We start from the raw sequence: 21,451 nt of genomic DNA on the forward strand, positions 1-21,451 counted from the left end.
GGGGTCTGGCAGGCATCATCAGCCGTGAGGGGAAAGCACGGCGGTTAAGGGAGAATGCCATCTCCGCGCAATGTCGCCTTCGAGTATAGGCAACGCCGCGTCACATGCAAGGCGGCATGCGCGGCCGCCTTATTTTCAATGAGGCTTATGTCCGAATATCGAAAAATGCTTTTGACCCGGACCATGTTCTTCCGCACCCAGCAATCCGAATTCAATCGGCGACCGGGTATAGAAAACGTGAACGTGCTGCGCCTCGACCGCGTCGAGCATGCGCCTGGCTTCGTCCTCAGTGACGGCGAGAATGATCTGCACGGGCTGGTCGGCGAGTTTCAGCACATGCGCCGCATGATGTACTCCCGCATGCCCCGTGCCCTCGGCGCAATTGATGACGGTAGCGCCGTGAATGCCCAGGTGCTTCGCTTCGTAAAGTAGCCACTCACACACCGTGCGATGGCCATGATGGCGGTTATGTTCTGTATAGAACGTGAGCTGATAACCGTTCATGTCTCCCTCCACGGCGCCGCGCCGGGCCGCTGAGCGGAAACTGCGGCCCAAAGGACCGCTCGGTGCCGGTCAGCCAACGAAGCGTCCTCGTTTGATTCTAGTGCATCATTGCGGCAGCCACATATGCTGCGTCGCAGCATAGCCGCGCGACGTACCGCATATGCTCAGGAATGGTGCGCGTTCCGGAAGGCCGCGGCGGCACTTCTGATGGCGTCGTATGCAGCATCGACGTCGGCCCATCCTTCAAACCGCACCCATTTGCCGGGTTCCAGCTTTTTATAGTTCTCGAAGAAGAATTGAATCTGGTTGACCACATATTCATCGACGTCGCCCAGCTCGACGATTTTCCGGGTGGCGGGACAAACATTGTCCACCGGAACCGCAATGACTTTTTCATCGGGCCCGGCCTGGTCGGTCATGTTCAAGAGCCCGACCGGCCGACAACTGATCATCGAAAGACGCTCGAGCGCAAATGGAGCAATAACCAGAATATCGAGCGGGTCACCGTCGCGGGCCAGCGTTTGCGGAATGAAACCGTAATTGGCCGGGTAACGCATGCCGGCACTCATGATACGGTCCACCTTCAGCAGCCCATATTGCTTGTCCGCCTCATATTTGACGGGCACGCTCTGCGCCGGAATCTCGATGATGGCGTTGACTTCGAGCGGAACGTTGTCGCCGGTGGGTATCGTGTTGAAGTCCATCAGCTCGCTCCTTCCGTACCGAGCGTGTCGTATTCGATTCGCGCACGTGTATAAAAGAGGCGGGCGCCGCCGGCGTTGAGCTTTTCAAGCAGCTCGTCAATCCGGGCATCTTCGGCGATGAGCGTGACGGCGACCGACTGTTCTGCAAGCTCGAAAAAACGAGCCGCATGATATTTGCCCTTCGCGTCGACGCCTTCCGCTATTTCGATAACCGTTGCACCTTGAATGCCGGCGTGCCTGGCTTCCTCGAGTATCCATTCCACGACCGACAGATGCCGGACGCGATGGCTCTGATTGGCCGCGTATATAGTTAACTGACTACCTCGCATGAACACCTCCTGTCTTCGAGAGCATGACTGTGCTGAGCCCCAGGCCCGGGAAAGGACGACGCTCCATTATCCCGCTCACGGCGGGGCACCAGAGCATAATGATTTGCACGAGGAACCAGAATTCTGTGACGAAAGTTCTGGGCGGCAGGACGCCAGGGCAATGCCCACGACGCCCCGACCCAGGGCTCGCAGGCATCATTAGCCGGCCACGCCGGCGGTTAAAGGAGGAATGCCATCTCCCGAGAACCAGTGTAGCACGCAGGTTTTGCGCCTGCCACGCAGTTGATGTCGCCTGCGTCCATCGAGGCGTGACATTTTTTTTCGTGCGAGCGGAACGCAATGGCGAAGCACGCTGGCTTTTTCCCGGGTTGAAGACAACCTCGGGATAAAACCACTCGGATCACGGCAGAAGTGTTCGCACCGTGCGCAAGGAGGCTCGTGATTACAATCGACATCCCGGGTTTCCGGACACTCCGGCTCACCCATCTCGTTCTCGACTTTAATGGCGCGCTAGCCGTGGACGGCCGAATACTTCCCGGTGTTGCGTCGCGCATGCCGAAACGGCTCGTCGCGACCCTGAGAGCGTAACCACAAATTCCACGGCGACACGCATGCAAATTCAGCCGCTCGTTGTCGCTGCCGTCCGCGCGCCATAGAATGAAGCGATGTCGATGGAGATGGCATGCCTCCCTGAACCGCCGCCTACGCTCAGCGGCTGATGATGCCTACGGTTCCCGGTCGGGACGGTCAGGGTCATCGCACTCCCGGCCGGGCTCGTTGCGTTGGTGTCTGTTGGTGTCTGGCCATAGGGAATGCGCAAAGTGCAGGCTTCTCCTCGTCACCCATCCGGAACGCCGGCTCGCCTTGTGCTCTCGGACGGCGAGGTCGACTTCCTCTGGTGGTTTATCCAGGGGAGCATCATGGACCCCGGCGTACGCTCGCGGCTCAATGCGCACTGGGGTATGTGTCCGCGGCACGCGCTCGCTTTCTTTGCAGTCGAGGCCGCATTCCGGCCACATCTCATTCACGGTAGTACGCTTCTCTATTGTTCGCTCATGGAGCGAGCGGCTCATGTGCTCGACGGTCACGGCCTTCACCGTCTTGTGCCTTCAACCGTGATCCGCCACCGTCTGGCTGTTCGAGGTCCATGCCACATGTGTGCTCTCGGCTATGGTCCCCACTCCACTGCCAGTGCGCCAGCCGAACGGCTCACGCAAGGGCGCGAAATAAAAACCGCACTCGCTTTTGCAACCCACAACAACCGGGGATGGCGTCTCCACGTTTGCGGCCGCTGCGCACAAAACGGAAGCGACGCGCTGTGCCGGTCGCATCTGATCGAAGAAATGGCTCAATGCAACCCAGAGTCATTGAGCGCTCAGCACGCCAGGATTGCTGAAATTGCGCGCCATCTCCGCTGCTTCGAGCGCTCATTGCGCTGGGACTGCCGGGACACGGATACGGACGAAGACCGCGGCGCCCTCATTGCTGCAATCGGCTGGTGTAGCGGCTGGCGCAGCATATTGGGAACGTTCGACACATGTTGAGCGGCTTGCATCGCTGCATTGCCGTATCCGTCACCAGGCCTGAACGCCTGGCGACGGTTCGCGTACGCGCGCTGCCCCGCCAGCCTCCCCCACATCCTCGGTAAATATGTCGCGATACAAATCTTGTCCGTAGCTCGTCTGCAACGGCTCTCCTTGAATCAGGCGGAAAGTGCGCCCGCCGTCTTCCCGGCGTTCAGCCCGAAGGAACAGTGCTGGAAACGCACAATCATCCGATAGGCTTTTGGCCAGCGTAAATAGATGCGTGACAAGGCAGATCTTCACGTGCGCATCGAGCAAGGCCATAAGGATCTGTCTGCCGATTTCCGACCCTTCACGTTCGTTTGTCGATGCAAACGACTCGTTTGAAAGGAAAAGCGCATGCGGCCCGATATGGTCGACGATCTCGCTCATGCGCCGCAGTTCTTCGTCAAACTTTCCGCCTTGCATCGTGACGTCTTCTTCTCGCTTGTAATGGGTAAATATGCCATTCGCGATATTCGCTTCGAACTCCGAATCGCCGACCAAACCGCCCGTCTGGAGCAGTACCTGTGCGATTCCGATACTGCGTAAAAAAGTGGACTTGCCTCCCTGATTCGCACCTGTCACAACGATAGCGTCGTTGCCGTTTGCGTCGACGTCGTTTCCAACCGGCGGCTGCTCCATCCGCAATGCAAGACTGACGTCGTACAACCCGGCGAATTTCTGCTTGCGCTGCCCAGCCGGAAAGGGCACAGGAAAGCAAACCGGCAGTCCCCGCTTTACCAGTTCGTTGCGCAGATTCATGAAACCCAGATAGAAACCCAGCTCAGCGCGCAGCATCGCGAAGAAGCGCTTGATATGGTCAGCCGATTGCGCGAGTGCGTTCGCAACGTGATTGACGCCCCGGGCTTCAAGTTCGGAGACCGCGCGAGCGCCGTTCTCGTCTCGCTCGGCGATACGGAACGTGCGTGACGGCGGTTTCCTCGCAAGCAAACGACGAATCAGATTCGGGTCCGGCTCGTGCGGCTTGCGCAGGACGTAGCGCGCCCCCTTGTTGCCACGACCTGGCTGCGCACTGATCAGCACTCCACCATTGAACTTCAGATCTTTCAGGCAGTGCTTTATTGACGCGAAATAGTCGTCAGTCAATTCGGCGCCCACCATTGCGAAGAATCGCCTGAAGCCGCCCGATTCGAACGACGTTGCTTCGTCGTCGGCGAGCCGGCGCAATTTCCCCAGCGACACGAGATACGCCTGGACGAGGTCTCGGGCCGAATGCAGGACGCTGCTGGCCGACGCCGTCAAGCCCCAGTAGAAGCTCTTGCGCTCCGTCTCCTGCGCCTCCACGGCAATCGCGTACATCTGCCGTACCGTGGCCTCGTGGCCAAGACAATCCTTGAGGATGGCCTGTCGATACAGGATGTCATCAAGCGCATCGAGACTGACGGGCACCACGCTCTTTGCCACGCCCTCGATGAATTCATCTCCGGCCGCCATCGCACGGTAAAGGGTGGCGAGTTCGAGATCCTGCGTTAGCGTCTTTTCGTTCCAGCGTTCGTCGCGACGCCAGTCGAAATCGCGTTCGGCGTAGAGCAACCAGGCTTTCATGATTCGAGGCGATCCTTCAGACGTTGAAAAGTGAGCCCGTACTGCTCGGCCACAGATACGGCGTATGCGCGTCCATCGGCAATCTTTCGGCGAACGCGGAACGTTCTTGCCGCCGGGTTGGCCGGGCTAATTTCGCTAACCATGCTGACCGTCTGCGGCCCGAGCCTCGCCAGCTCTTCGATAAACGTCACGCAAACGCATAGCGCATCGCGATTCATGATTTGCCCAATGATCCGGCGGCACAGGAATAGCGCATCCGCGAGCGTCGTGGAACTGAATATCTCGTTCATCACGATGACACTGCGCGGCGTGGCCCTCTCCAGGATGTCGTGCATACGCGTGAGGTCGTCCTGGAGCTTTCCGCGCATGTCCCGGGTATTCTCCTCGCGCTCGAAATGGGCGAAGATCTGGTCGCAAAGATAGAGGGTCGCGTGGCGCCCGGGCACCGGGAATCCAAGCCTCGCCAGGTAATGCAGTTGTCCGAACATTCTTGCGAACGTGGTCTTGCCGCCGTTGTTGGGGCCGGAAACAACGAAGATACGTTCAGCCTCATCGAGCCGGAAATCGTTGCAAACGACGGGAAGCTTGTCGCTGCAAAGCTTGTGGGCGAACGCGAGGTCGAATGCATCGTCGCAACGCTCGGCCTTGCTGGAAGACGAAACAATGGGGAAGCAGAACGAAAGGCCTTGTTCCCGGCAGGGTCGAATGCAGGCGTCGTATGCGATGTAGAACTGCACCTCGCGGTCAAATGATGCGACGCTCGTGTCGAGATAGTCGGCGTGATTCGACCAGAAGCTGGCCAGCATCGCAAATGGCCGAGGTTGAAGCTCGGCGACGAAGTCGAGTATTTGCGCCTCGACGTGGTTCATTTCCGGCCAGTCTTTCACCTCAACGCTGTGATTCTTTACATCGCCTTGCTTGAAGCGCTCGAAAATGTCCAGGACGTGCGCGCTGTAATCGCTCTCGCCGTCATAGTTCAATACGGTCACCGCATTACCATGAATGTGAATTGCGTATCTGACGGTTTCCAGCGCGGCACGCAGGCCGTCCACGTCTCGCCTGAGTCCAGCGAACGGCGCGGCGCCAAGATACCGCGCGAGCCACGTACCGAATTCGCGCAAGCCGCTCGAGTGCGGACGAGCCTCGCGCAGCATCGGCTCCAATGCCTCTAGCGCATTGCAATACTGGGATGCAGCATCGAGGAACCACCACTGCTTTTGTCGCGGATAGTAGAGCTTTTCGGCTTGCGCCAGAGAGGCACGCATTTTTCGCATCGACTGCGCGAAGGCGTGGATGCATTGGGAAACCTCTCGGCGCGCGAGGTCACGCATGACGTCATGCCGGTATCGCACAGCGCTCTCGCAATTGAGCGCTGTGCGAAAAAACGGCGTCAGGTTGTACTCGTCATAACCTTGCGTGACCGTCTGCTCGATCTGGTCGAGATTCAGGTCGCCGAAGAACTCGGGCTCGGGCACGTCATCACGAGGTGGCCCGTCTTGTGGCGTCTCGAACAGGATGCTGTAAAAGCCCATTTCCCGCTCCCCTGGTCGCCACGCTTTAATCGGGCGCGACGAAACTCGAGCTCAAACGGATCGAGCTGTGACGATGTGAACCGGGAATCGCCGTCTTGACGGCAAAGGCACAGGTGGGGCCAGCGAAGAAACCGCACGCACCGACAGCGCCTGTTCCCAGGCCTGTAGGCATCATTAGCCCGTCGGGGCGGTTTCGGGAGGAATGCCATCTCCGCCGTCCACTCTACGCCCCCGGCGACGAGGCTACAAGTCCTCGAAACCGCCCGGGTGACGCGCCAACCAGTCGGCAGGAATGGTCCGCCGTACCCGGCGTCGTTCGCCCGAGGCGCAACGCGCGCATGGCCGCCCCGCTAGTCGGTGCGCTCTTCCCGACCGGCCGCTTCTATCAGGCTGCGCAGTTGCCCGGCCGAAAACGGTTTGCGCACGGACGAGAATGCGAACCCCACTTCGCGGGCAAGCGGAGCTTCATCGCCAGATGCAAAGATGATCTTCAGCGCGGGCACCTGCTGGAGTGCAGCCCGGGCCAGCTCAACGCCCGAACCGTCGGGTAGCGCGATATCGGTGACGAGAATCCGCACCTCTTCCGTCACCTCGCGCAAAGCGGCCTCCCGGCTGTCCGCCTGCCGGACCGCGTAGCCCATTTCCGCGAGCAGTTCGCTCACCGCCTCGCGCGAAGCGGCATCGTCATCGACGACGAGCACGGATATCAGCGGCACGACGGATTTGGCAGCGCTGTCCGCCACCTGATGAAGCGGAACGGATAAATCAGGATGCCCAAGCATACGGCGTATTTTCGTTGCCAGTTGCTCGCGGCTATAAGGTTTGCTGAGCAGATGCACACCGGGGTCCAGCCGCCCCCCATGGACGATGGCGTTCTGCGTGTACCCCGACGTAAACAGCACTCTCAGGCCCGGCAGGGCGCGCACGGCCATTTTGGCCATTTCGGTGCTGCGTACCGGACCTGGCATTACCACGTCGGAAAACAACAGGTCGATCTTTACTCCGCTTTTGATGATGACCATGGCGCTTTGCGCGTCGTCCGCCTTCAGTACCGCGTACCCCAGGTCCGTCAGCATCTCGACCACCATGGACTGCACCCGCTTGTCGTCCTCGACCACGAGAATGGTTTCTGAACCGCCTGTGACCTGCGGCGTATGCGGCCGCTCCAGCTCGGCGACCTGTTCCATCGACCGAGGCAGGTAAATCTTGACGGTGGTGCCATGCCCGGCCTCGCTGTACATCCGCATGTGGCCTCCGCTCTGCTTGACGAAGCCGTAGGCCATGCTCAGTCCAAGTCCTGTCCCTTCTCCCTCCGGCTTGGTGCTGAAATAAGGCTCGAACGCGCGTTCCATGACCTCGGGCGTCATGCCCGTGCCGGTATCCGTGATGGCGAGCAGCACGTACTGCCCCTCGGGCACGTCGTCGGGAAGCGCGTGATAGTGGCTGTCCAGCGTCGCGTTCGAAAGCTCGAGCGTCAGATGCCCGCCTTTGGGCATGGCGTCGCGACTGTTGATCGCGAGATTGAGTACGACATTCTCCAGATGATTGGGGTCCACAAGCGTATTCCAGAGGCCACCGGAGACGACCGTTTCCACCTGGATCATTTCGCCCAATGCCCGACGCAGCAGGTCGTCCATGTTCCGCAACATGACGGCAAGATTGACCACCGCGGGCTGCAAAGCTTGCCGGCGGCCGAAGGCGAGAAGTTGTGAAGCGAGATTTGCGCCTTGCTCGACCGCGTCGATTGCCCTTTCGAGGCGCTCGCGCGACCACGCATCGCGGCCGTGACGGCGTTCCAGCAGTTCGAGATTGCCCCGCAGCACCTGGAGCACGTTGTTGAAGTCGTGCGCGACGCCGCCGGTCAGCTTGCCAATGGCCTCCATCTTCTGCGCCTGCAGCAGGGCTGCCCGCGCATTTTCCAGTTGCTCCTGGGCAACCTTGCGCTCGGTCACGTCGCGCGTAATTTTTGCGAAGCCCACGAGGTTGCCGGTCTCGTCCCGAATCGCATCGATGATGACGTTTGCCCAGAACCGGCTTCCATCCTTTCTGACCCGCCATCCTTCCGTTTCGAAGCGGCCTTCGCGAGCGGCGGTCTCGAGCCCGCGTTCCGGCAGTCCCTGAACGGCGTCTTCGGGCGTATAGAACCTGCGGAAGTGCGTGCCGATGATTTCGTCCGCTTCGTAGCCCTTGATCCGGGCGGCGCCGAGATTCCAGTTCGTCACGATGCCGTCCGGTGACAGCATGAAAAGCGAGTAATCCGTGACGCCCTGCACGAGGAGTCTGAACTTGCGCTCGCTTTCGAGGACGGCCTCGTGAGCCCGCCGTTTGTCCGTGACGTCCCGGACGATCTTCGCGAAACCGATCAGGCTTCCGTCGGGGGCCACAAGCGGCGTGATCAGCACGCTTGCCCAGAAACGCGAGCCGTTCTTGCGCACGCGCCATCCCTCGGTTTCGCAGTGTCCCTTCTCGCGCGCCGTCTGCAGCATCGCCTCAGGTACACCCGCTTGCCTGTCCCCGGCAGGATAGAAGACGGAGAAGTGCTTGCCGACGATCTCCTCGGCGCGATAACCCTTGATGCGCGCGGCGCCAGGATTCCAGCTGGCGACGATTCCCTCGGCCGTCAGCCGGAAGATTCCGTATTCTGAAACTCGCGCGACCAGCGCCTTTTCCCAGGCAACCGCTCGCTCGTCGGGCAGAGACTGCAACATGCGATCCTCCATTTCGCGACTCCTTGCACGACCCCGGTTCCGCCGGTGAGTCGCAGCATCGGTCACTGCGTCGAAGATGCACAGATTAGCATTTCAGGCCCTCCGGAGACTCCGGGGCACTGGCGACACTCGAAGCGCAAGGGCGCCGCAATTCGCGCCCGCAAGCCTTCCGGGGGGGCGTCGCCACATTGCGCGGGAACACTTGATCGTGCGATCAGCGGCAATGGCGCGGCCGCCGGCTCGCATTCGACGAGTTCAATGCGGAATATATCGGACGCCGTGTGCTCGCGAGGCATGCCGCCGATCCGGTTGACGAAACGCCGCCAGCCGGCATTGGCTTTGGACGGGTCATCGGGGACGCCCGGCGAGCGTGCGCAATAAACCTTCCCGGAAGCGAGGCGCTGTTCGCTGCGCGGCCGCGCATGAACGGAAGAAGAGGCCCGATCGCGCCATCGAGGCGCGAGGGATGTTGAATGCAGCAGAAAACAGGGCGACGAGAGACGTCGCTCCGCAGCGCAGATCACGCCTTCCGGACAAATTCCGATTTCAGGCTCATGGCACCGAAGCCATCCACCTTGCAGTCGATGTCGTGATCGCTGTCGACCAGACGGATGTTCTTGACCTTCGTGCCCATCTTGATCACGCCCCCCGACCCTTTGAGCTTCAGGTCCTTGATCACCGTTACCGTATCGCCGTCCTGCAGGACATTGCCCGCCGAATCGCGGTACACCTTGGCGGCGGGCTCGGCCGAACCGGCAGCCGCTTCACTTACGGGCCATTCGTGGGCACATTCCGGGCAAATATAGACCGTGCCGTCTTCGTAGACGAACTCGGAGTGGCATTTCGGACACGGCGGTAATGCGTTCATATCTCAATCCTCGCGCCAGATGGCGACGTTAGCTTCTGATTTGTGAGCGGGTGGCCGCGGCGAGCGGCGGGCGGAACCGGGTGAAGGGTCTTCCGCCACCGGAGGCGGCTGCGCAACGCGGGACGCGGCAGCACGCCGCGCCGGGAGAAATAGGCGCGCGGCCAGAAGCCGCCGGGCTCGAGGGGAACCTACCGGCGCGCCCGCGTACCCACGGTGCTTTGCGTCTTGTATGTCACACCGTGCTGCGCGAGATATTCGCGGATCAATTGACGGACGACCTGTGAAGGCGTCAGATCCTGCGCCGCGCACAGCTCTTCAAAGGCTGCCTTCTTGGCGGGATCGATCAGAATCGTCAGTCGGGCGCTTTTGGTTTCCATCACGCAGGTGTTTGCCGTCCAGATATGTTAATCAAATTATAATCGAAAACCGGACGCCAGCCATCGAATCCAGGCATGGCGCCGCACCTTTGAGCACGCCGGGCGCCAGGCCGGCGGCAGCTTACCACACCGCCCTGCGCCCACCTCAACCGGTCACGCAGCATCCGCACGCACCCTGTTCAGCAGGAACTCGCGCAACGCCACCTCCCAGTTCGCGTCCATCACGGTGAATCCGGCGGTCTCGATACAAGCCATCTGCCTGTCGAAGCACATCGCGCGAAGCTGGTGAACCGGCAGCGCGCGGCCGAAGAACAGGCCGGTATCGTCGAGCAGCAAGCTCGGCTTGCGCCGGTAGCGCGCCGCCATGACCGAAAGCGCATCCTGGACGTGACGCGCGGATTCCGCCGGATAGACGAACACGACGTTGACGCCCGCCGCATCGAGCCGGTCGCACGTCGCTTCGAAGCGATGGAGCATCTGAAACCCGCGCCCGCTTGCCCGACCGACGCCCACCGCGACAAGCCCCTGCTCGCCGGCCGCCTCGCGCAGAAGCAGACGCCTGCGCTCGTGCGTCAGCAATGGAATCTCGACGTCGATCATGCCCCTCCCTTTGCGCCCGCCACGCCGTTTGCCGACGCGGTGAATCCGCACCCATCATAGTATAATTACATGTTAATGGTATTTACATTTAATGTAAATGAAAACGGCACACGTCCGCGACCATGCGCGGACCACGACGACGCGATTTCATGCATCGCCGATCCGGCCCGGCGACGATGAAACAGTCCGGTCATCATGTTAATATCGTTAACATTCCGTGTTAACACAATGCGCGCTGCATGACACGAAAGGCGTGCCCATTACTCATGCATAGTTGGGAGAATCCGGCGTTGCCATCCGACCTGGGCCTGCTCGCCCCGCTTTTCGCCGAGTTGTCGGGCCAACGCCCCGGCGTGCCTGCGGTGCACGACGGGCTGCGCACGCGCATCCTCTGTTTCGGCACGCTCGGCGTCCAGACCGCCATGCGCAAGAACGATCCGTTCGCGCTGCACCTCCCCTACACGCGCGCCATGATGGCGTTCCAGCTTTTCCAGCCGCGTCCGGCGCATATTCTCATCGTGGGCCTTGGCGGGGGGTCGCTCTCGAAGTACTGTCATCTTTGCTTTCCCGAAGCGATCGTCACGACCGTCGAGATCGATGAACGCGTGATCGCGTTGCGCGACCAGTTCCATATCCCGGACGACTCCACGCGCTTTCGCGTAGTCCATGCCGACGCCGCCGCGCATCTGGCCGCGCGGCGGGACACGGCCGACGTGATCCTGCTCGACGGCTTCGACGCTTTCGGGCTCCCCGTCAATCTGTCGAGCCAGGCCTTCTACGACGACTGCCATGCCTGCCTGCGCGACGGCGGCGTGCTGGTGGCCAACCTCCTCGAGCGCGGCGCCTGCGCGGCCAGTTGCTTCGAACGGATCGGCCGCGCATTCGAGCCGCGGACGTACTGCACGTGGGCACGGCACGACGGGAATCCCATCGCCGTCGCCGTGAAGAACGCGCCGGCGCCGGACTGGCCGGCACTGCACCAGCGCGCGCGTGACATCGTGCTCGCCGGCGGGCTCGACCTTGTCACGCACGCGAAAAACATGGAACGCAACGATGTCGCCCGCATAGCCGCCCACGGCGCCGGGCTGACGCGATAGGAGACCCGGCTCGATGGAACATCGCTTCGTGATCCAGCTCGCCCTGCTCGTCGCCGCCGGCTGGCTCGCGATCGGCGGCGCGGGGCTCGCGAATCTGCGCCGCACGCGCGTGGTGGCGCACGGCCTTTTCCCGGCGGGCGCATGCCTCGGCGTGCTGATGTTCGGCGTCGGCCTTTATGGCCTGTGCGCCATGGCCGGCGAAGCGCAAACAGTCGTGTTGCCGCTCGGCCTGCCCGGCTTGCCGTTCCACTTCCGCCTCGACGCGCTCTCGGCATACTTTCTCGCGGTGCTCGGCATGGTGAGCGCGGGCGTGAGCGCGTTCTCGGCGGGCTATTTCCGCAAGGGCGAGGGCACGCCGCCCGGCCTGCTCTGCTTCGAGTACCACGCGTGCCTCGCAAGCCTCGCGCTCGCGCTCCTCGCCGACGACGCCTACAGCTTCCTCGTCGCCTGGGAAATGCTGACGATCTCGGCCACGTTCCTCGTGATGAGCAACTCCCGCATTGCCGAAATCCGCGGCGCGGCGTTTCTTTACTTCCTGATCTCGCACGTCGGCGCGTTGGCGCTGCTGCTGTGCTTCGGTCTGCTACAAGCCAATACCGGCGACTACACCTTCGCCGCGATGCGTGCGCAGCACCTCACGCCCTTCTGGGCGTCGGTCGCGTTTCTGCTCGCGCTGGCCGGCTTCGGCGCGAAGGCCGGCATTTTTCCGCTGCACGTGTGGCTGCCCGAGGCGCACCCCGCCGCGCCTTCGCCGGTCTCGGCGCTCATGAGCGGCTTCGTGCTGAAGGCCGGCGTCTACGGCCTCCTGCGCACGGTCTTCGACCTGCTGCACCTGCAGATCGCGTGGTGGGGCGTGCTGATGCTCGCGCTCGGCCTCTTCACGGCGCTGCTCGGCGTGGTGTTCAGCGCGATCCAGTCGGACATGAAACGGCTGCTCGCGTATTCGTCGATCGACAACATCGGGCTGATGTTCGTGAGCATGGGGCTCGCCGTGCTGTTTCGCTCGTTCGGCATGAACGGCCTCGCCGCGCTTGCCATGACCGCGCTGCTCTATCAGATCGCGAGCCATGCGGCGTTCAAGAGCCTGCTGTTCATCGGCACGGGCGCCGTGCTGCACGCCACGGGAGAGCGCAATCTCGGCCGTCTCGGCGGGCTGATTCACCGCATGCCGTGGACCGCCTGGACAGTGCTCGCCGGCGCGCTGGCGAGCGCCGGCTTGCCGCCGCTTTCGGGCTTCGTCTCGGAATGGCTGCTGCTGCAGAGCTTTCTTTTCACGCCCGCGCTGCCAAACAGCTTCCTCAACATGAGCGTGCCCGTCATCGCCGCGCTGATCGCGCTCGTCGCCGCGCTCGCGGGCTACACCATGGTGAAGTTCTTCGGCATCGTGTTTCTCGGGCAGCCGCGTGAAGCCTCGCTCGCCCGCGCGCGCGACGCCGGCATGTGGGAGCGCGCCGGCTTCTGCTGGTTCGTCGCCGCCACGGTGCTGCTCGGCCTGCTGCCCGTGCAGATCGTCCGCGTGCTCGCGCCCGTCACGCGCCAACTGGCGGGCGCCGACCTCGGCGCGGCCGTGTCGGCGAGCCGCTGGCTGCTGCTCGCGCCCACGAGCGTCGATCGCGCGAGCTACATGCCGGCCGTCTTCCTCGCCTTCTTCGTGTGCTGCTGCGCGCTCGCCTGGCTGCTCGTGCGGCGCTTCTATCATGGGCGGCTGCGCCGCGCGGCGCCATGGGCCTGCGGCAATCCGTTCGTGACCGCGCGCATGCAGGACACCGCGGAAGGCTTCGGCCAGCCGATCCGCGAAATCTTCGCGCCCTTCTTCAGGATCGAGCGCCATGTCCCTTCGCCGTTCGACGCGCAGCCGACCTACCGCGTGGTCGCCGCCGACCGCACGTGGGCCTGGCTGTACGCACCGCTCGCACGCGGCGTGCAGCGCGTCGGCGCGCTCGCGCTCAGGCTGCAGGCCGGACGGATCGCCGTCTATCTCACGTACAGCTTCGTCGCGCTGATCGTCTTGCTCGTGCTGGTGCGCCGATGATCACGCTCTCCGGACTGCTCTCGCAAGGCCTCGAAATTCTCGTCGCGCTGGCTTCCGCGCCGCTCCTTTCGGGCTGGGTCGCCATTTGCCGCGCACGGCTGCAGGGCAAGCGCGGGCCGAGCCTCTGGCAACCGTACCGGACGCTGCACAAGCTCTTCAACAAGGATTCGGTCGTGGCGCTGCATGCGAGCCCGATCACGCGCCTCGCACCCTATGTCGTCTGGGGCTGCATGACGCTCGCGTGCGCGATCGTGCCCACGCTCTCGACCGATCTGCCGCTTTCGCCCGCCGCCGATGCGATCGCGCTCGTCGGGCTCTTCGCGCTCGCCCGTGTCGCCACCTCGCTCGCCGCCATGGACGCCGGCACGGCATTCGGCACGCTCGGCGCGCGGCGCGAGATGCTCGTGGGCTTTCTCGCCGAGCCCGCACTGCTCATGGTGCTGTTTTCCGCGTCGCTCGTCACGCAGTCGACGCTGCTCACGCGCATCGTCGCCACGCTCAGCCACGGCGAACTGACCATCTATCCGAGCCTCGCCTTCGCGGGCATTGCGTTCGCGATGGTGTCGCTTGCCGAAAACGCGCGCCTGCCCGTCGACAATCCCGCCACGCACCTCGAGCTCACGATGATCCACGAGGCGCTGATCCTCGAATACTCCGGCCGCCATCTCGCGCTGATCGAATGGGCCGCGAGCCTGAAGCTCTTCGCGTATTCGTGCATCGGCCTCGCGCTCTTCGTGCCGTGGGGCATCGCCGAGGCGGGCAATCCGCTCGCGCTGCTCCTCGCCGTGCCCGCGCTGTTCGCGAAGCTGCTGGCCGGCGGCGCGCTGCTCGCGCTCGTCGAGACGCTCAACGCCAAGATGCGGCTCTTTCGCGTGCCCGAGTTTCTCGCGACGGCCTACCTGCTAGCCGTGATCGGCATGCTCGTCCATTTCCTGCTGGGGGCGTAATGCACGGGCTAGCCACGCAGATCATCAATTTCCTGGCCGCGATCCTGTTGCTGATCTCGTTCGCGATGCTGAGCCAGCGGCGCATTCTCGCGCTGATCCATCTCTACACGCTGCAAGGGCTCGCGCTCGCGCTGGCCAACCTCGTGCTCGGCTTCCTCACGGCCGACACGCATCTTTACGTCTCCGCCGCGCTGACGCTCGTGCTCAAGGTCGGGCTGATCCCCTGGATCCTCTACCGCCTCGTGAAGCGCCTGAACGTGACGAGCGACATCGAACCGCTCCTCAACATTCCCATCACGCTGATTACGGGCATCGTGCTCGTGATCGTCGCGTTCAACGTGGCGCTGCCGCTCACGCAGTTCGCTTCGTCGGTTGCGCGCGGCACGCTCGGCATCGCGCTCGCGTGCGTGCTGCTGTCGTTCCTCATGATGATCACGCGCGCGAAAGCGATCCCCCAGGTGATCGGCTTCCTTTCGATGGAAAACGGCCTCTTCTTCGCCGCGGCCGCCGCCACGAACGGCATGCCGATGCTCGTCGAACTCGGCGTCGGGCTCGACGTGCTGGTGGGCATGCTGATCCTCGGCGTGTTCATGTTCCAGATCCGGGAGCGGTTCGACAGCCTCGACATTCCCCACCTCGGGGAGCTCAACGATGAATGATGCCTGCGTCCTCGCCGTAGTCCTCGCGCTGCCGCTCGTGGCAAGCGCGACGCTCGCGCTCACGGGCGCGCATCGCGCGGCGCCCGGCGTGAACGCCGGCTTCAGCCTGCTCACCTTCGCCGCCACGCTCCTGCTCGCGCAACGTACGGTGGCACATGGCGCCGTGTCCGCCTTCGGCCAGTTGTTCTTCGTCGATCCGCTCAACGTCTTTCTCGTCGTGCTGACCGCGTTCGTCGGCTGGACCACGGCCCTCTTCTCGAAGCCGTACATGCGCACCGAGCGCGACCGCGGCCGGATGAGCGCGAGCCGCATGCGGCTCTTTCACGCGATGTACCAGCTATTCGTGTTCGCGATGCTGCTCGCGCTCCTCACCAACAACATGGGCGTGCTATGGGTTTCGATGGAGGCCGCGACGCTCGCAACCGTCCTGCTCGTGAGCGTCTACCGCACGGCGGCCAGCATCGAAGCGGCGTGGAAGTACTTCATCCTGTGCGGCGTGGGCATCGCGCAGGCGCTCTTCGGCACGATCCTGCTCTACCTCGCCGCCAGCCGCGAGCTGGGCGGCGGCGACGCGCTGCTCTGGACCAGCCTGAACGCCGCGAAGGCGAGCCTCGATCCCGTCATCGTTTCGCTCGCCTTCGTGTTCCTGCTGATCGGCTATGGCACCAAGGTCGGCCTCGTGCCGATGCACAACTGGCTGCCCGACGCCCACGCCGAAGGTCCGACGCCGATTTCCGCCGTGCTCTCGGGACTGCTGCTCAACGTGGCGCTCTACGCCGTGCTCCGCTGCAAGGTACTCGCCGACGGCGCGCTCCAGAACGGCCTGCCGGGGCGGCTGCTGGTGGGCTTCGGGATCGTCACCGTGCTCGTCGCGACGTTCTCGCTCGTCAAACAGAAGGACGTGAAGCGCCTCTTCTCGTTTTCGTCGATCGAGCACATGGGGATGATGAGTCTCGCGTTCGGAATGGGCGGTCCCGTGGCGACGTTCGCGGGCCTGCTGCACATGACCGTGCATGCGCTCGTCAAGTCGGCCATCTTCTTCACCGTGGGGCACGCCGCGCAGAAGGCCGGCACTCAGGCCATCGAGGGTATTCGCGGTCTCGTGCACGTGAGCCCCGTTGTCGGCTGGGGCATGGTGCTCGGCGCGCTCGCGATTCTCGGCATGCCGCCGTTCGGCGTCTTCGCGAGCGAGTTCCTGATTCTCACCACGGCAATCCATGCGCTGCCGTGGGCCGTACCGCTGCTGGTGCTGGCGCTCGCCGTCGCCTTCGCGGTCATTTTCCGGCACGTGCAGGGCATGGCGTTCGGCGACTCGACGACGGCACACCGGCTCGAACACCGGCCGGCGCTGCTGCCGGTGTTCATTCATCTGGCCATCGGGCTCGCGCTCGGGCTCTATATTCCCCCCTGGCTCGCGGCGTGGTATCGCGCGGCCGGGGCCGTGCTTGCAGGATGATTCATGCGGATCGACGCACTCCAGTTACCCGGTCTCACACGCCTCGCGAGCTTTGCTGGCCCGCCGGCCACGCTCGTCGCGCACGCCGATGCCGCCGCGTGGATCGGCGTCGCCGCCGAGGCCGGGCGTGACGGAGGACGGCTGGTCACGATGTGGGGCGCAGAGGACCGCGGCGGCGCATTCACGGTTTGCGCTGCTTATGCCCTCGAAGACGGCCTGCTCTGGGTCCGCCTGCCGCTCGGCCACGGCTCGTCCGGGGGCGGCGAGTATCCGGATCTCTCGGCGCTCTTTCCCTGCGCGGTCCGCATGCAGCGCGCCATCCACGATCTGACCGGCCTGCGCGCCTGCGGCGCGGGCGACGTGCGCCCCTGGCTGAACCACGGCAACTGGCCCGCCGACTACTTCCCGTTGCGCAAATCCGCATCCGGCACGGAACGCTTCGAGTCGCACGAAGCCGACTACGCGTTCACGCGCGTCGCGGGGGACGGCGTGCATGAAATCGCCGTGGGGCCAATTCACGCGGGCATCATCGAGCCGGGCCACTTCCGCTTCTCCGTCGTCGGCGAAAAGGTGCTGCGGCTCGAAGAGCGGCTCGGCTACGTCCATCGCGGCATCGAGCGCCTGTTCGAACGCACGCCGGCGCTCGCCGGCCATCGCGTGGCGGGCAGGATCGCGGGAGACAGCACCGTCGCGTTCGCGTGGGCGTACTGCATGGCGCTCGAGCGCGCGTTCGACACGAACATTCCGCCGCGCGCGCAATGGCTTCGTGCGCTGCTGCTCGAGCGCGAGCGCGTTGCCAACCATCTCGGCGACCTCGGCGCGCTCGGCAACGATGCGGGCTTCGCATTCGGGCTCGCGCAGTTTTCGCGGATGAAGGAAGACTGGCTGCGCCTGAACGAACGCATTTTCGGGCACCGTTACCTGTTCGACGCGATCGAGCCCGGCGGCCTCGCGCGCGACCTGAGCCAGCAAGGGGCCAACGCGATCGTAGCCCAGAGCGAGCGCATCGAGCGCGAGGTTCGATCGATGCGGCGCATCTACGACGATCACCCGGGGCTGCAGGACCGCTTCACGAGAACCGGCATCCTCACCCCGCAGGTCGCCGCCGATTTCGGCGTATGCGGCCTCGTCGCACGAGCGAGCGGCGCGGCCATGGACCTGCGGGTCGAGCACGGACCGTCCCCTTACCGCGAGATCGGCGCGCGCGTTGCAAGCGACAAACGCGGCGACGTGGCGGCGCGCGTCGCGGTGCGGTTCCGCGAGATCGACGAATCGTTGCGGCAGATCCGCGCGATCATCACGGGCCTGCCCGCCGGCAGCGTCGCCGCGCAGCCCGAAACGGGCCGTCCGCCATCGTATGGAGCGGGCTGGATCGAAGGCTGGCGCGGCGACGTCCTCGTCGCGCTCGAAACGGGCGAAGACGGCACCCTCGCCCGCTGCCATTGCCATGATCCGTCGTGGCAAAACTGGCCCGCCCTCGAAGTCGCGATCATCGGCAACATCGTTGCGGATTTCCCGCTCATCAACAAATCGTTCAATCTCTGTTATGCGGGGCACGACCTGTGACGTGGCAACTTCTCAAGCGTATCGCCGGCAACCGGGCTCCTGCCGAACCGCTCCCGCAGGGCGGCGACGACTGGCGCACGGAGTCCCAGCGGCTGCATCAGCAAATCCTCGACGTGCTTGGCCGCGCGCTGTGCATCCGGCAGATCGACGCGGGGTCGTGCAACGGCTGCGAACTGGAGATTCACGCGCTCAACAACCCGTACTACAACATCGAGGGACTCGGAATCCGCTTCGTCGCGAGCCCCCGGCACGCCGACATGCTTCTGGTGACAGGGCCGCTCGCGCTGAACATGCGCGAAGCGGTACGACTGGCGTACGAAGCGACGCCCGACCCCAAGCTGGTGGTTGCCGCCGGCGAGTGCGCATGCACCGGAGGAATCTTCAAGGACAGCTATGCGGTCTGCGGCCCGCTCGCCGAACTGCTACCGGTCGACGTCAGCATTCCGGGCTGCCCGCCTTCGCCGGTCGAGCTTCTGAGAGGCATATTTGCCGCACTCCATGCCTCAAGGAGTTAGCGACAGACGCCTCGTCGGCTGGTCCGACGCCGCCATTGCGCCGCCTGGCGCCAACCCGCCTGTTTGCGCGGCGCCGTCGCGATCACTCTGATCGATGATGATGACCGGCCAGCGCCGGACGAGGGATACCTGCCCTACCACCGCAACAACCGCGGCCCCAGCCACGCGCCAATGCCGGCGGGCAGCAGCATGCCGATCACGTACCAGACGCCCCAGAACGCCGGGCTCATCTCCGGGCAATGGAGACAATACGCGACGGTCGCGAGCGCGCTCGCAAGGAGGCCTGCCGCGGCGCCCGCCGCACGCAGACGCGTGGGCGCGAGACCGCGCACGGCCCAGAACACGGCCGCGAACGTGGGCACCGAAAGCAGCACGATATTGAACGGGCAGGTGCGCCAGGTGAGGCCGAGAACGAGCGGCACGCGTTGCGCGGGCGCGGCGTCGCCGAGCACGAGCCACGCGCCGCCCAGCATGGCGACGAACGGCAGCGCCACCAGCGCCCACGCATAGCCGCCGCGCAGGCCCGGCCGCCCGAGGCGGTTGACCGCCAGCGCGGCCGCCAGCGCAACGCACAACGGGAACGCGAGCTTTGCCCAAAAAATCGGCGTGTGTGCGACGCTCATGAGATCGCGCCGCACGCCGAACACGACGCTCATCAGCACGACGGAGCCCGCGAAACCGAGCGGCAACGCGCGCGCGAAGCGGCGCAGCGCGGCCTGGCGATCCACGCGCGCAACGCCGGTGGCAAGCAGGCTGATCAGATCGTCGGTTTTCATCGCGCTCCCCGAATGCGCGCGGCAAGCGCTTTGAGCCCGCGATGAATGCCCACCTTGACCGCCGATTGGGACAGCCCGGTGAGCTGCGCCGTTTCGACCACCGAAAGCCCTTCGAGCTTCACGTGGATGATGGGCAGGCGCTGCTTGTCGGGCAACTGCTCGAGCAGTTTGCCGATGTCGCGGCGCGCCTGGGCAGGCTCGTCATCGGGGGCGGCGAAGAGATCGGTGTGGTCGTCGAGCGGATCGTTGAGCACGTCGCGGCGCGCGCGCGAGCGGAAAAAGTCCATCAGCTTGTAGCGGGCGATCGCGTGCACCCAGGCCGTGAGCGGTTCGTCGGGACGCCAGGTATGACGCGCATTGTGCACAGCGAGCAGGATTTCCTGCACGAGGTCCTCGACGTCGTCGCGCAGTTGCGGAATGCGCCGGCGCAGGTAGCCACGCAAATGACGCGTGAGCTCCGCGAGGAAGTCGCGGTATGCGAGCGCGTCGCCTTCCAGTCCGCTGACGAACAGCGCTTTGAGACGGGTTTCCGCGGAGTGCAAAGGTCGTCCTGAATTGTCGCGACGATAGGTTGGCGGGCTGGCGGGCGCGGTGTTCGACCGGTCTCGCGCCAGCGAACTTTCAGGCAGCTTGCACACGTCGCCGCCTGCGGCCCCGATCGCGTGAGCGTAGCCGAACGCCTCGCGCACCGCAACCGGATGCCGGTTGCCGGCAGCGGCGCCGGGCGTCTCCGCTTCCCTCATCGTCGCCCATGTCCTCGTCAAGCCCACCGTCCGATTCTCCGCGTGACGCGAGCGCATGCGCCCGATTGACGGTAATTCGCCTGGAACGCCGGGCCGGTTACAGCCAGAGCGGCTTTTTCTGCGCCACGCTCCCTCGCGTGAAATTCGAGTTCGGGCGCTGTAACCGCCGCGCGCCCCGCAGCGAATTCACTGTCATCTTTCCGCCAACGAGGAATCGCCATGCACACGTCGATCGGCGAACCGCGCTCGCGCGCACCACGCATGACCCGCCTTCGCGCAATCCAGCCGATCTGGCTGCGCATCACGCATTGGCTCAACGCGCTCGCTGCGTTCGTCATGATGTTCTCGGGCTGGCGCATCTACGATGCGTCGCCCGTGTTCGCAGGTTTCGCCATACCCACGTCGATCACGCTCGGCGGCTGGCTCGGCGGAGCGCTCCAATGGCATTTCGCGGCAATGTGGCTGCTGTTTTTCAACGGCCTCGTCTATCTCTCGCTGAATCTCGCGACGGGACGGTGGCGCACGAAGTTCTTCCCGCTGAGCGCGCATGCCGTGATGCACGATCTGTGCGCCGCACTGAAGGGACATCTTTCGCACGCCGACCGGAGCCGTTACAACGCCGTGCAGAAACTCGCCTATCTCGTCGCGATTGCCGATCTCGTCGTGCTCGTGCTTTCGGGTCTGGTGATCTGGAAATCGGTGCAATTCCCGCTGCTGCGCGAATTGCTGGGCGGATACGATCGCGCGCGCGTCGTGCACTTCTGCGCGATGGCGCTGCTCGCCGCCTTCGTGCTCGTTCACGTGACGATGGTCGCACTCGTGCCGCGCTCGCTGCTCACCATGCTGCGCGGACGCTGAATATGCCGCTCCGTGCGAAGCCTGACATTCCGCATCGCATTTCGTAAGG

At 64.0% G+C, this 21,451-nt stretch carries 19 protein-coding genes and 4 riboswitches; of the genes, 8 read left to right on the forward strand and 11 right to left on the reverse strand.

Annotated elements, in window-relative coordinates; translation table 11 throughout:
- Positions 1–2: 2 nt before the first annotated feature.
- Positions 3–74: riboswitch (Fluoride riboswitch) on the reverse strand.
- Between the two features lie 61 nt (positions 75–135).
- The 9 genes from BLU17_RS14855 to BLU17_RS14895 form a co-directional block, all read right to left on the reverse strand.
- The gene (locus BLU17_RS14855) at positions 136–504 is read right to left on the reverse strand and encodes a DUF190 domain-containing protein (RefSeq protein ID WP_091997703.1); all 369 of its coding nucleotides are present in this window, start codon (positions 502–504) and stop codon (positions 136–138) included.
- A gap of 164 nt (positions 505–668) precedes the next feature.
- The gene (ppa, locus tag BLU17_RS14860; RefSeq protein WP_091997705.1) at positions 669–1,208 is read right to left on the reverse strand and encodes an inorganic diphosphatase; all 540 of its coding nucleotides are present in this window, start codon (positions 1,206–1,208) and stop codon (positions 669–671) included.
- Complete coding sequence (locus BLU17_RS14865) at positions 1,208–1,537, reverse strand: DUF190 domain-containing protein (RefSeq protein WP_091997707.1); 330 nt, start codon at positions 1,535–1,537, stop codon at positions 1,208–1,210. Before BLU17_RS14865 ends, ppa begins: the two co-directional genes overlap by 1 nt.
- Positions 1,538–1,719: 182 nt before the next feature.
- A riboswitch (Fluoride riboswitch) is annotated at positions 1,720–1,786 on the reverse strand.
- Between the two features lie 415 nt (positions 1,787–2,201).
- Positions 2,202–2,272: riboswitch (Fluoride riboswitch) on the forward strand.
- An 839-nt stretch (positions 2,273–3,111) separates the two neighbouring features.
- Positions 3,112–4,668, reverse strand: a complete 1,557-nt coding sequence (locus BLU17_RS14870; RefSeq protein ID WP_091997709.1) for a MutS-related protein — start codon at positions 4,666–4,668, stop codon at positions 3,112–3,114.
- A complete protein-coding gene (locus tag BLU17_RS14875; protein WP_091997711.1) occupies positions 4,665–6,200 on the reverse strand; it encodes a MutS-related protein in 1,536 nt (511 codons plus the stop codon). Before BLU17_RS14875 ends, BLU17_RS14870 begins: the two co-directional genes overlap by 4 nt.
- Positions 6,201–6,358: 158 nt before the next feature.
- Positions 6,359–6,422, reverse strand: a riboswitch (Fluoride riboswitch).
- A 128-nt stretch (positions 6,423–6,550) separates the two neighbouring features.
- On the reverse strand, positions 6,551–8,920 hold the full coding sequence (locus BLU17_RS14880; RefSeq protein ID WP_425434091.1) for a PAS domain S-box protein: 2,370 nt from the start codon (positions 8,918–8,920) through the stop codon (positions 6,551–6,553).
- 508 nt (positions 8,921–9,428) lie between these two features.
- Entirely contained in the window at positions 9,429–9,776 is a 348-nt protein-coding gene (locus tag BLU17_RS14885; protein ID WP_091997713.1) for a zinc ribbon domain-containing protein YjdM, read from the reverse strand.
- A gap of 188 nt (positions 9,777–9,964) precedes the next feature.
- Entirely contained in the window at positions 9,965–10,153 is a 189-nt protein-coding gene (locus BLU17_RS14890) for a ribbon-helix-helix protein, CopG family (protein ID WP_091997715.1), read from the reverse strand.
- 153 nt (positions 10,154–10,306) lie between these two features.
- Positions 10,307–10,753 carry a hypothetical protein gene (locus BLU17_RS14895; protein WP_091997718.1) on the reverse strand — a complete coding sequence of 149 codons (447 nt, stop codon included), beginning with the start codon at positions 10,751–10,753 and terminating at the stop codon, positions 10,307–10,309.
- Between the two features lie 266 nt (positions 10,754–11,019).
- On the opposite strand from BLU17_RS14895, the gene BLU17_RS14900 reads away from it, so the two are divergent.
- Genes BLU17_RS14900 through BLU17_RS14930 form a run of 7 tightly spaced genes read left to right on the forward strand, consistent with a single transcriptional unit; the run spans position 11,020 to position 19,025 of the window.
- Complete coding sequence (locus BLU17_RS14900) at positions 11,020–11,850, forward strand: fused MFS/spermidine synthase (RefSeq protein WP_091997721.1); 831 nt, start codon at positions 11,020–11,022, stop codon at positions 11,848–11,850.
- A 13-nt stretch (positions 11,851–11,863) separates the two neighbouring features.
- On the forward strand, positions 11,864–13,882 hold the full coding sequence (gene hyfB / locus BLU17_RS14905) for a hydrogenase 4 subunit B (RefSeq protein WP_091997723.1): 2,019 nt from the start codon (positions 11,864–11,866) through the stop codon (positions 13,880–13,882).
- On the forward strand, positions 13,879–14,829 hold the full coding sequence (locus tag BLU17_RS14910; RefSeq protein WP_091997726.1) for a respiratory chain complex I subunit 1 family protein: 951 nt from the start codon (positions 13,879–13,881) through the stop codon (positions 14,827–14,829). Before hyfB ends, BLU17_RS14910 begins: the two co-directional genes overlap by 4 nt.
- Positions 14,829–15,488: a formate hydrogenlyase gene (locus BLU17_RS14915; protein ID WP_091997728.1), complete on the forward strand. Its 660-nt coding sequence runs from the start codon at positions 14,829–14,831 to the stop codon at positions 15,486–15,488. Before BLU17_RS14910 ends, BLU17_RS14915 begins: the two co-directional genes overlap by 1 nt.
- A complete protein-coding gene (locus BLU17_RS14920) occupies positions 15,481–16,944 on the forward strand; it encodes a hydrogenase 4 subunit F (RefSeq protein WP_091997731.1) in 1,464 nt (487 codons plus the stop codon). Before BLU17_RS14915 ends, BLU17_RS14920 begins: the two co-directional genes overlap by 8 nt.
- Positions 16,945–16,947: 3 nt before the next feature.
- Entirely contained in the window at positions 16,948–18,510 is a 1,563-nt protein-coding gene (locus tag BLU17_RS14925; RefSeq protein WP_091997733.1) for a hydrogenase large subunit, read from the forward strand.
- Positions 18,507–19,025: an NADH-quinone oxidoreductase subunit B family protein gene (locus BLU17_RS14930; RefSeq protein ID WP_091997735.1), complete on the forward strand. Its 519-nt coding sequence runs from the start codon at positions 18,507–18,509 to the stop codon at positions 19,023–19,025. Before BLU17_RS14925 ends, BLU17_RS14930 begins: the two co-directional genes overlap by 4 nt.
- Before the next feature lie 134 nt (positions 19,026–19,159).
- Here BLU17_RS14930 and BLU17_RS14935 read toward each other — a convergent pair whose 3' ends face one another.
- Both BLU17_RS14935 and BLU17_RS14940 read right to left on the reverse strand, forming a co-directional pair.
- A complete protein-coding gene (locus tag BLU17_RS14935; RefSeq protein WP_091997738.1) occupies positions 19,160–19,801 on the reverse strand; it encodes a DUF1109 domain-containing protein in 642 nt (213 codons plus the stop codon).
- A complete protein-coding gene (locus tag BLU17_RS14940; protein ID WP_425434093.1) occupies positions 19,798–20,415 on the reverse strand; it encodes a sigma-70 family RNA polymerase sigma factor in 618 nt (205 codons plus the stop codon). The genes BLU17_RS14935 and BLU17_RS14940 overlap by 4 nt, the downstream gene beginning before the upstream one ends.
- A 348-nt stretch (positions 20,416–20,763) precedes the next feature.
- Between BLU17_RS14940 and BLU17_RS14945 the strand changes: the two genes are divergently transcribed.
- Positions 20,764–21,402, forward strand: coding sequence for a cytochrome b/b6 domain-containing protein (locus tag BLU17_RS14945; protein ID WP_091997741.1), 639 nt, complete (start codon positions 20,764–20,766; stop codon positions 21,400–21,402).
- Positions 21,403–21,451: the final 49 nt, after the last annotated feature.

The sequence above is a fragment of the Paraburkholderia lycopersici genome, from assembly GCF_900096975.1.
In the GTDB taxonomy this organism is placed as follows: domain Bacteria; phylum Pseudomonadota; class Gammaproteobacteria; order Burkholderiales; family Burkholderiaceae; genus Paraburkholderia; species Paraburkholderia lycopersici.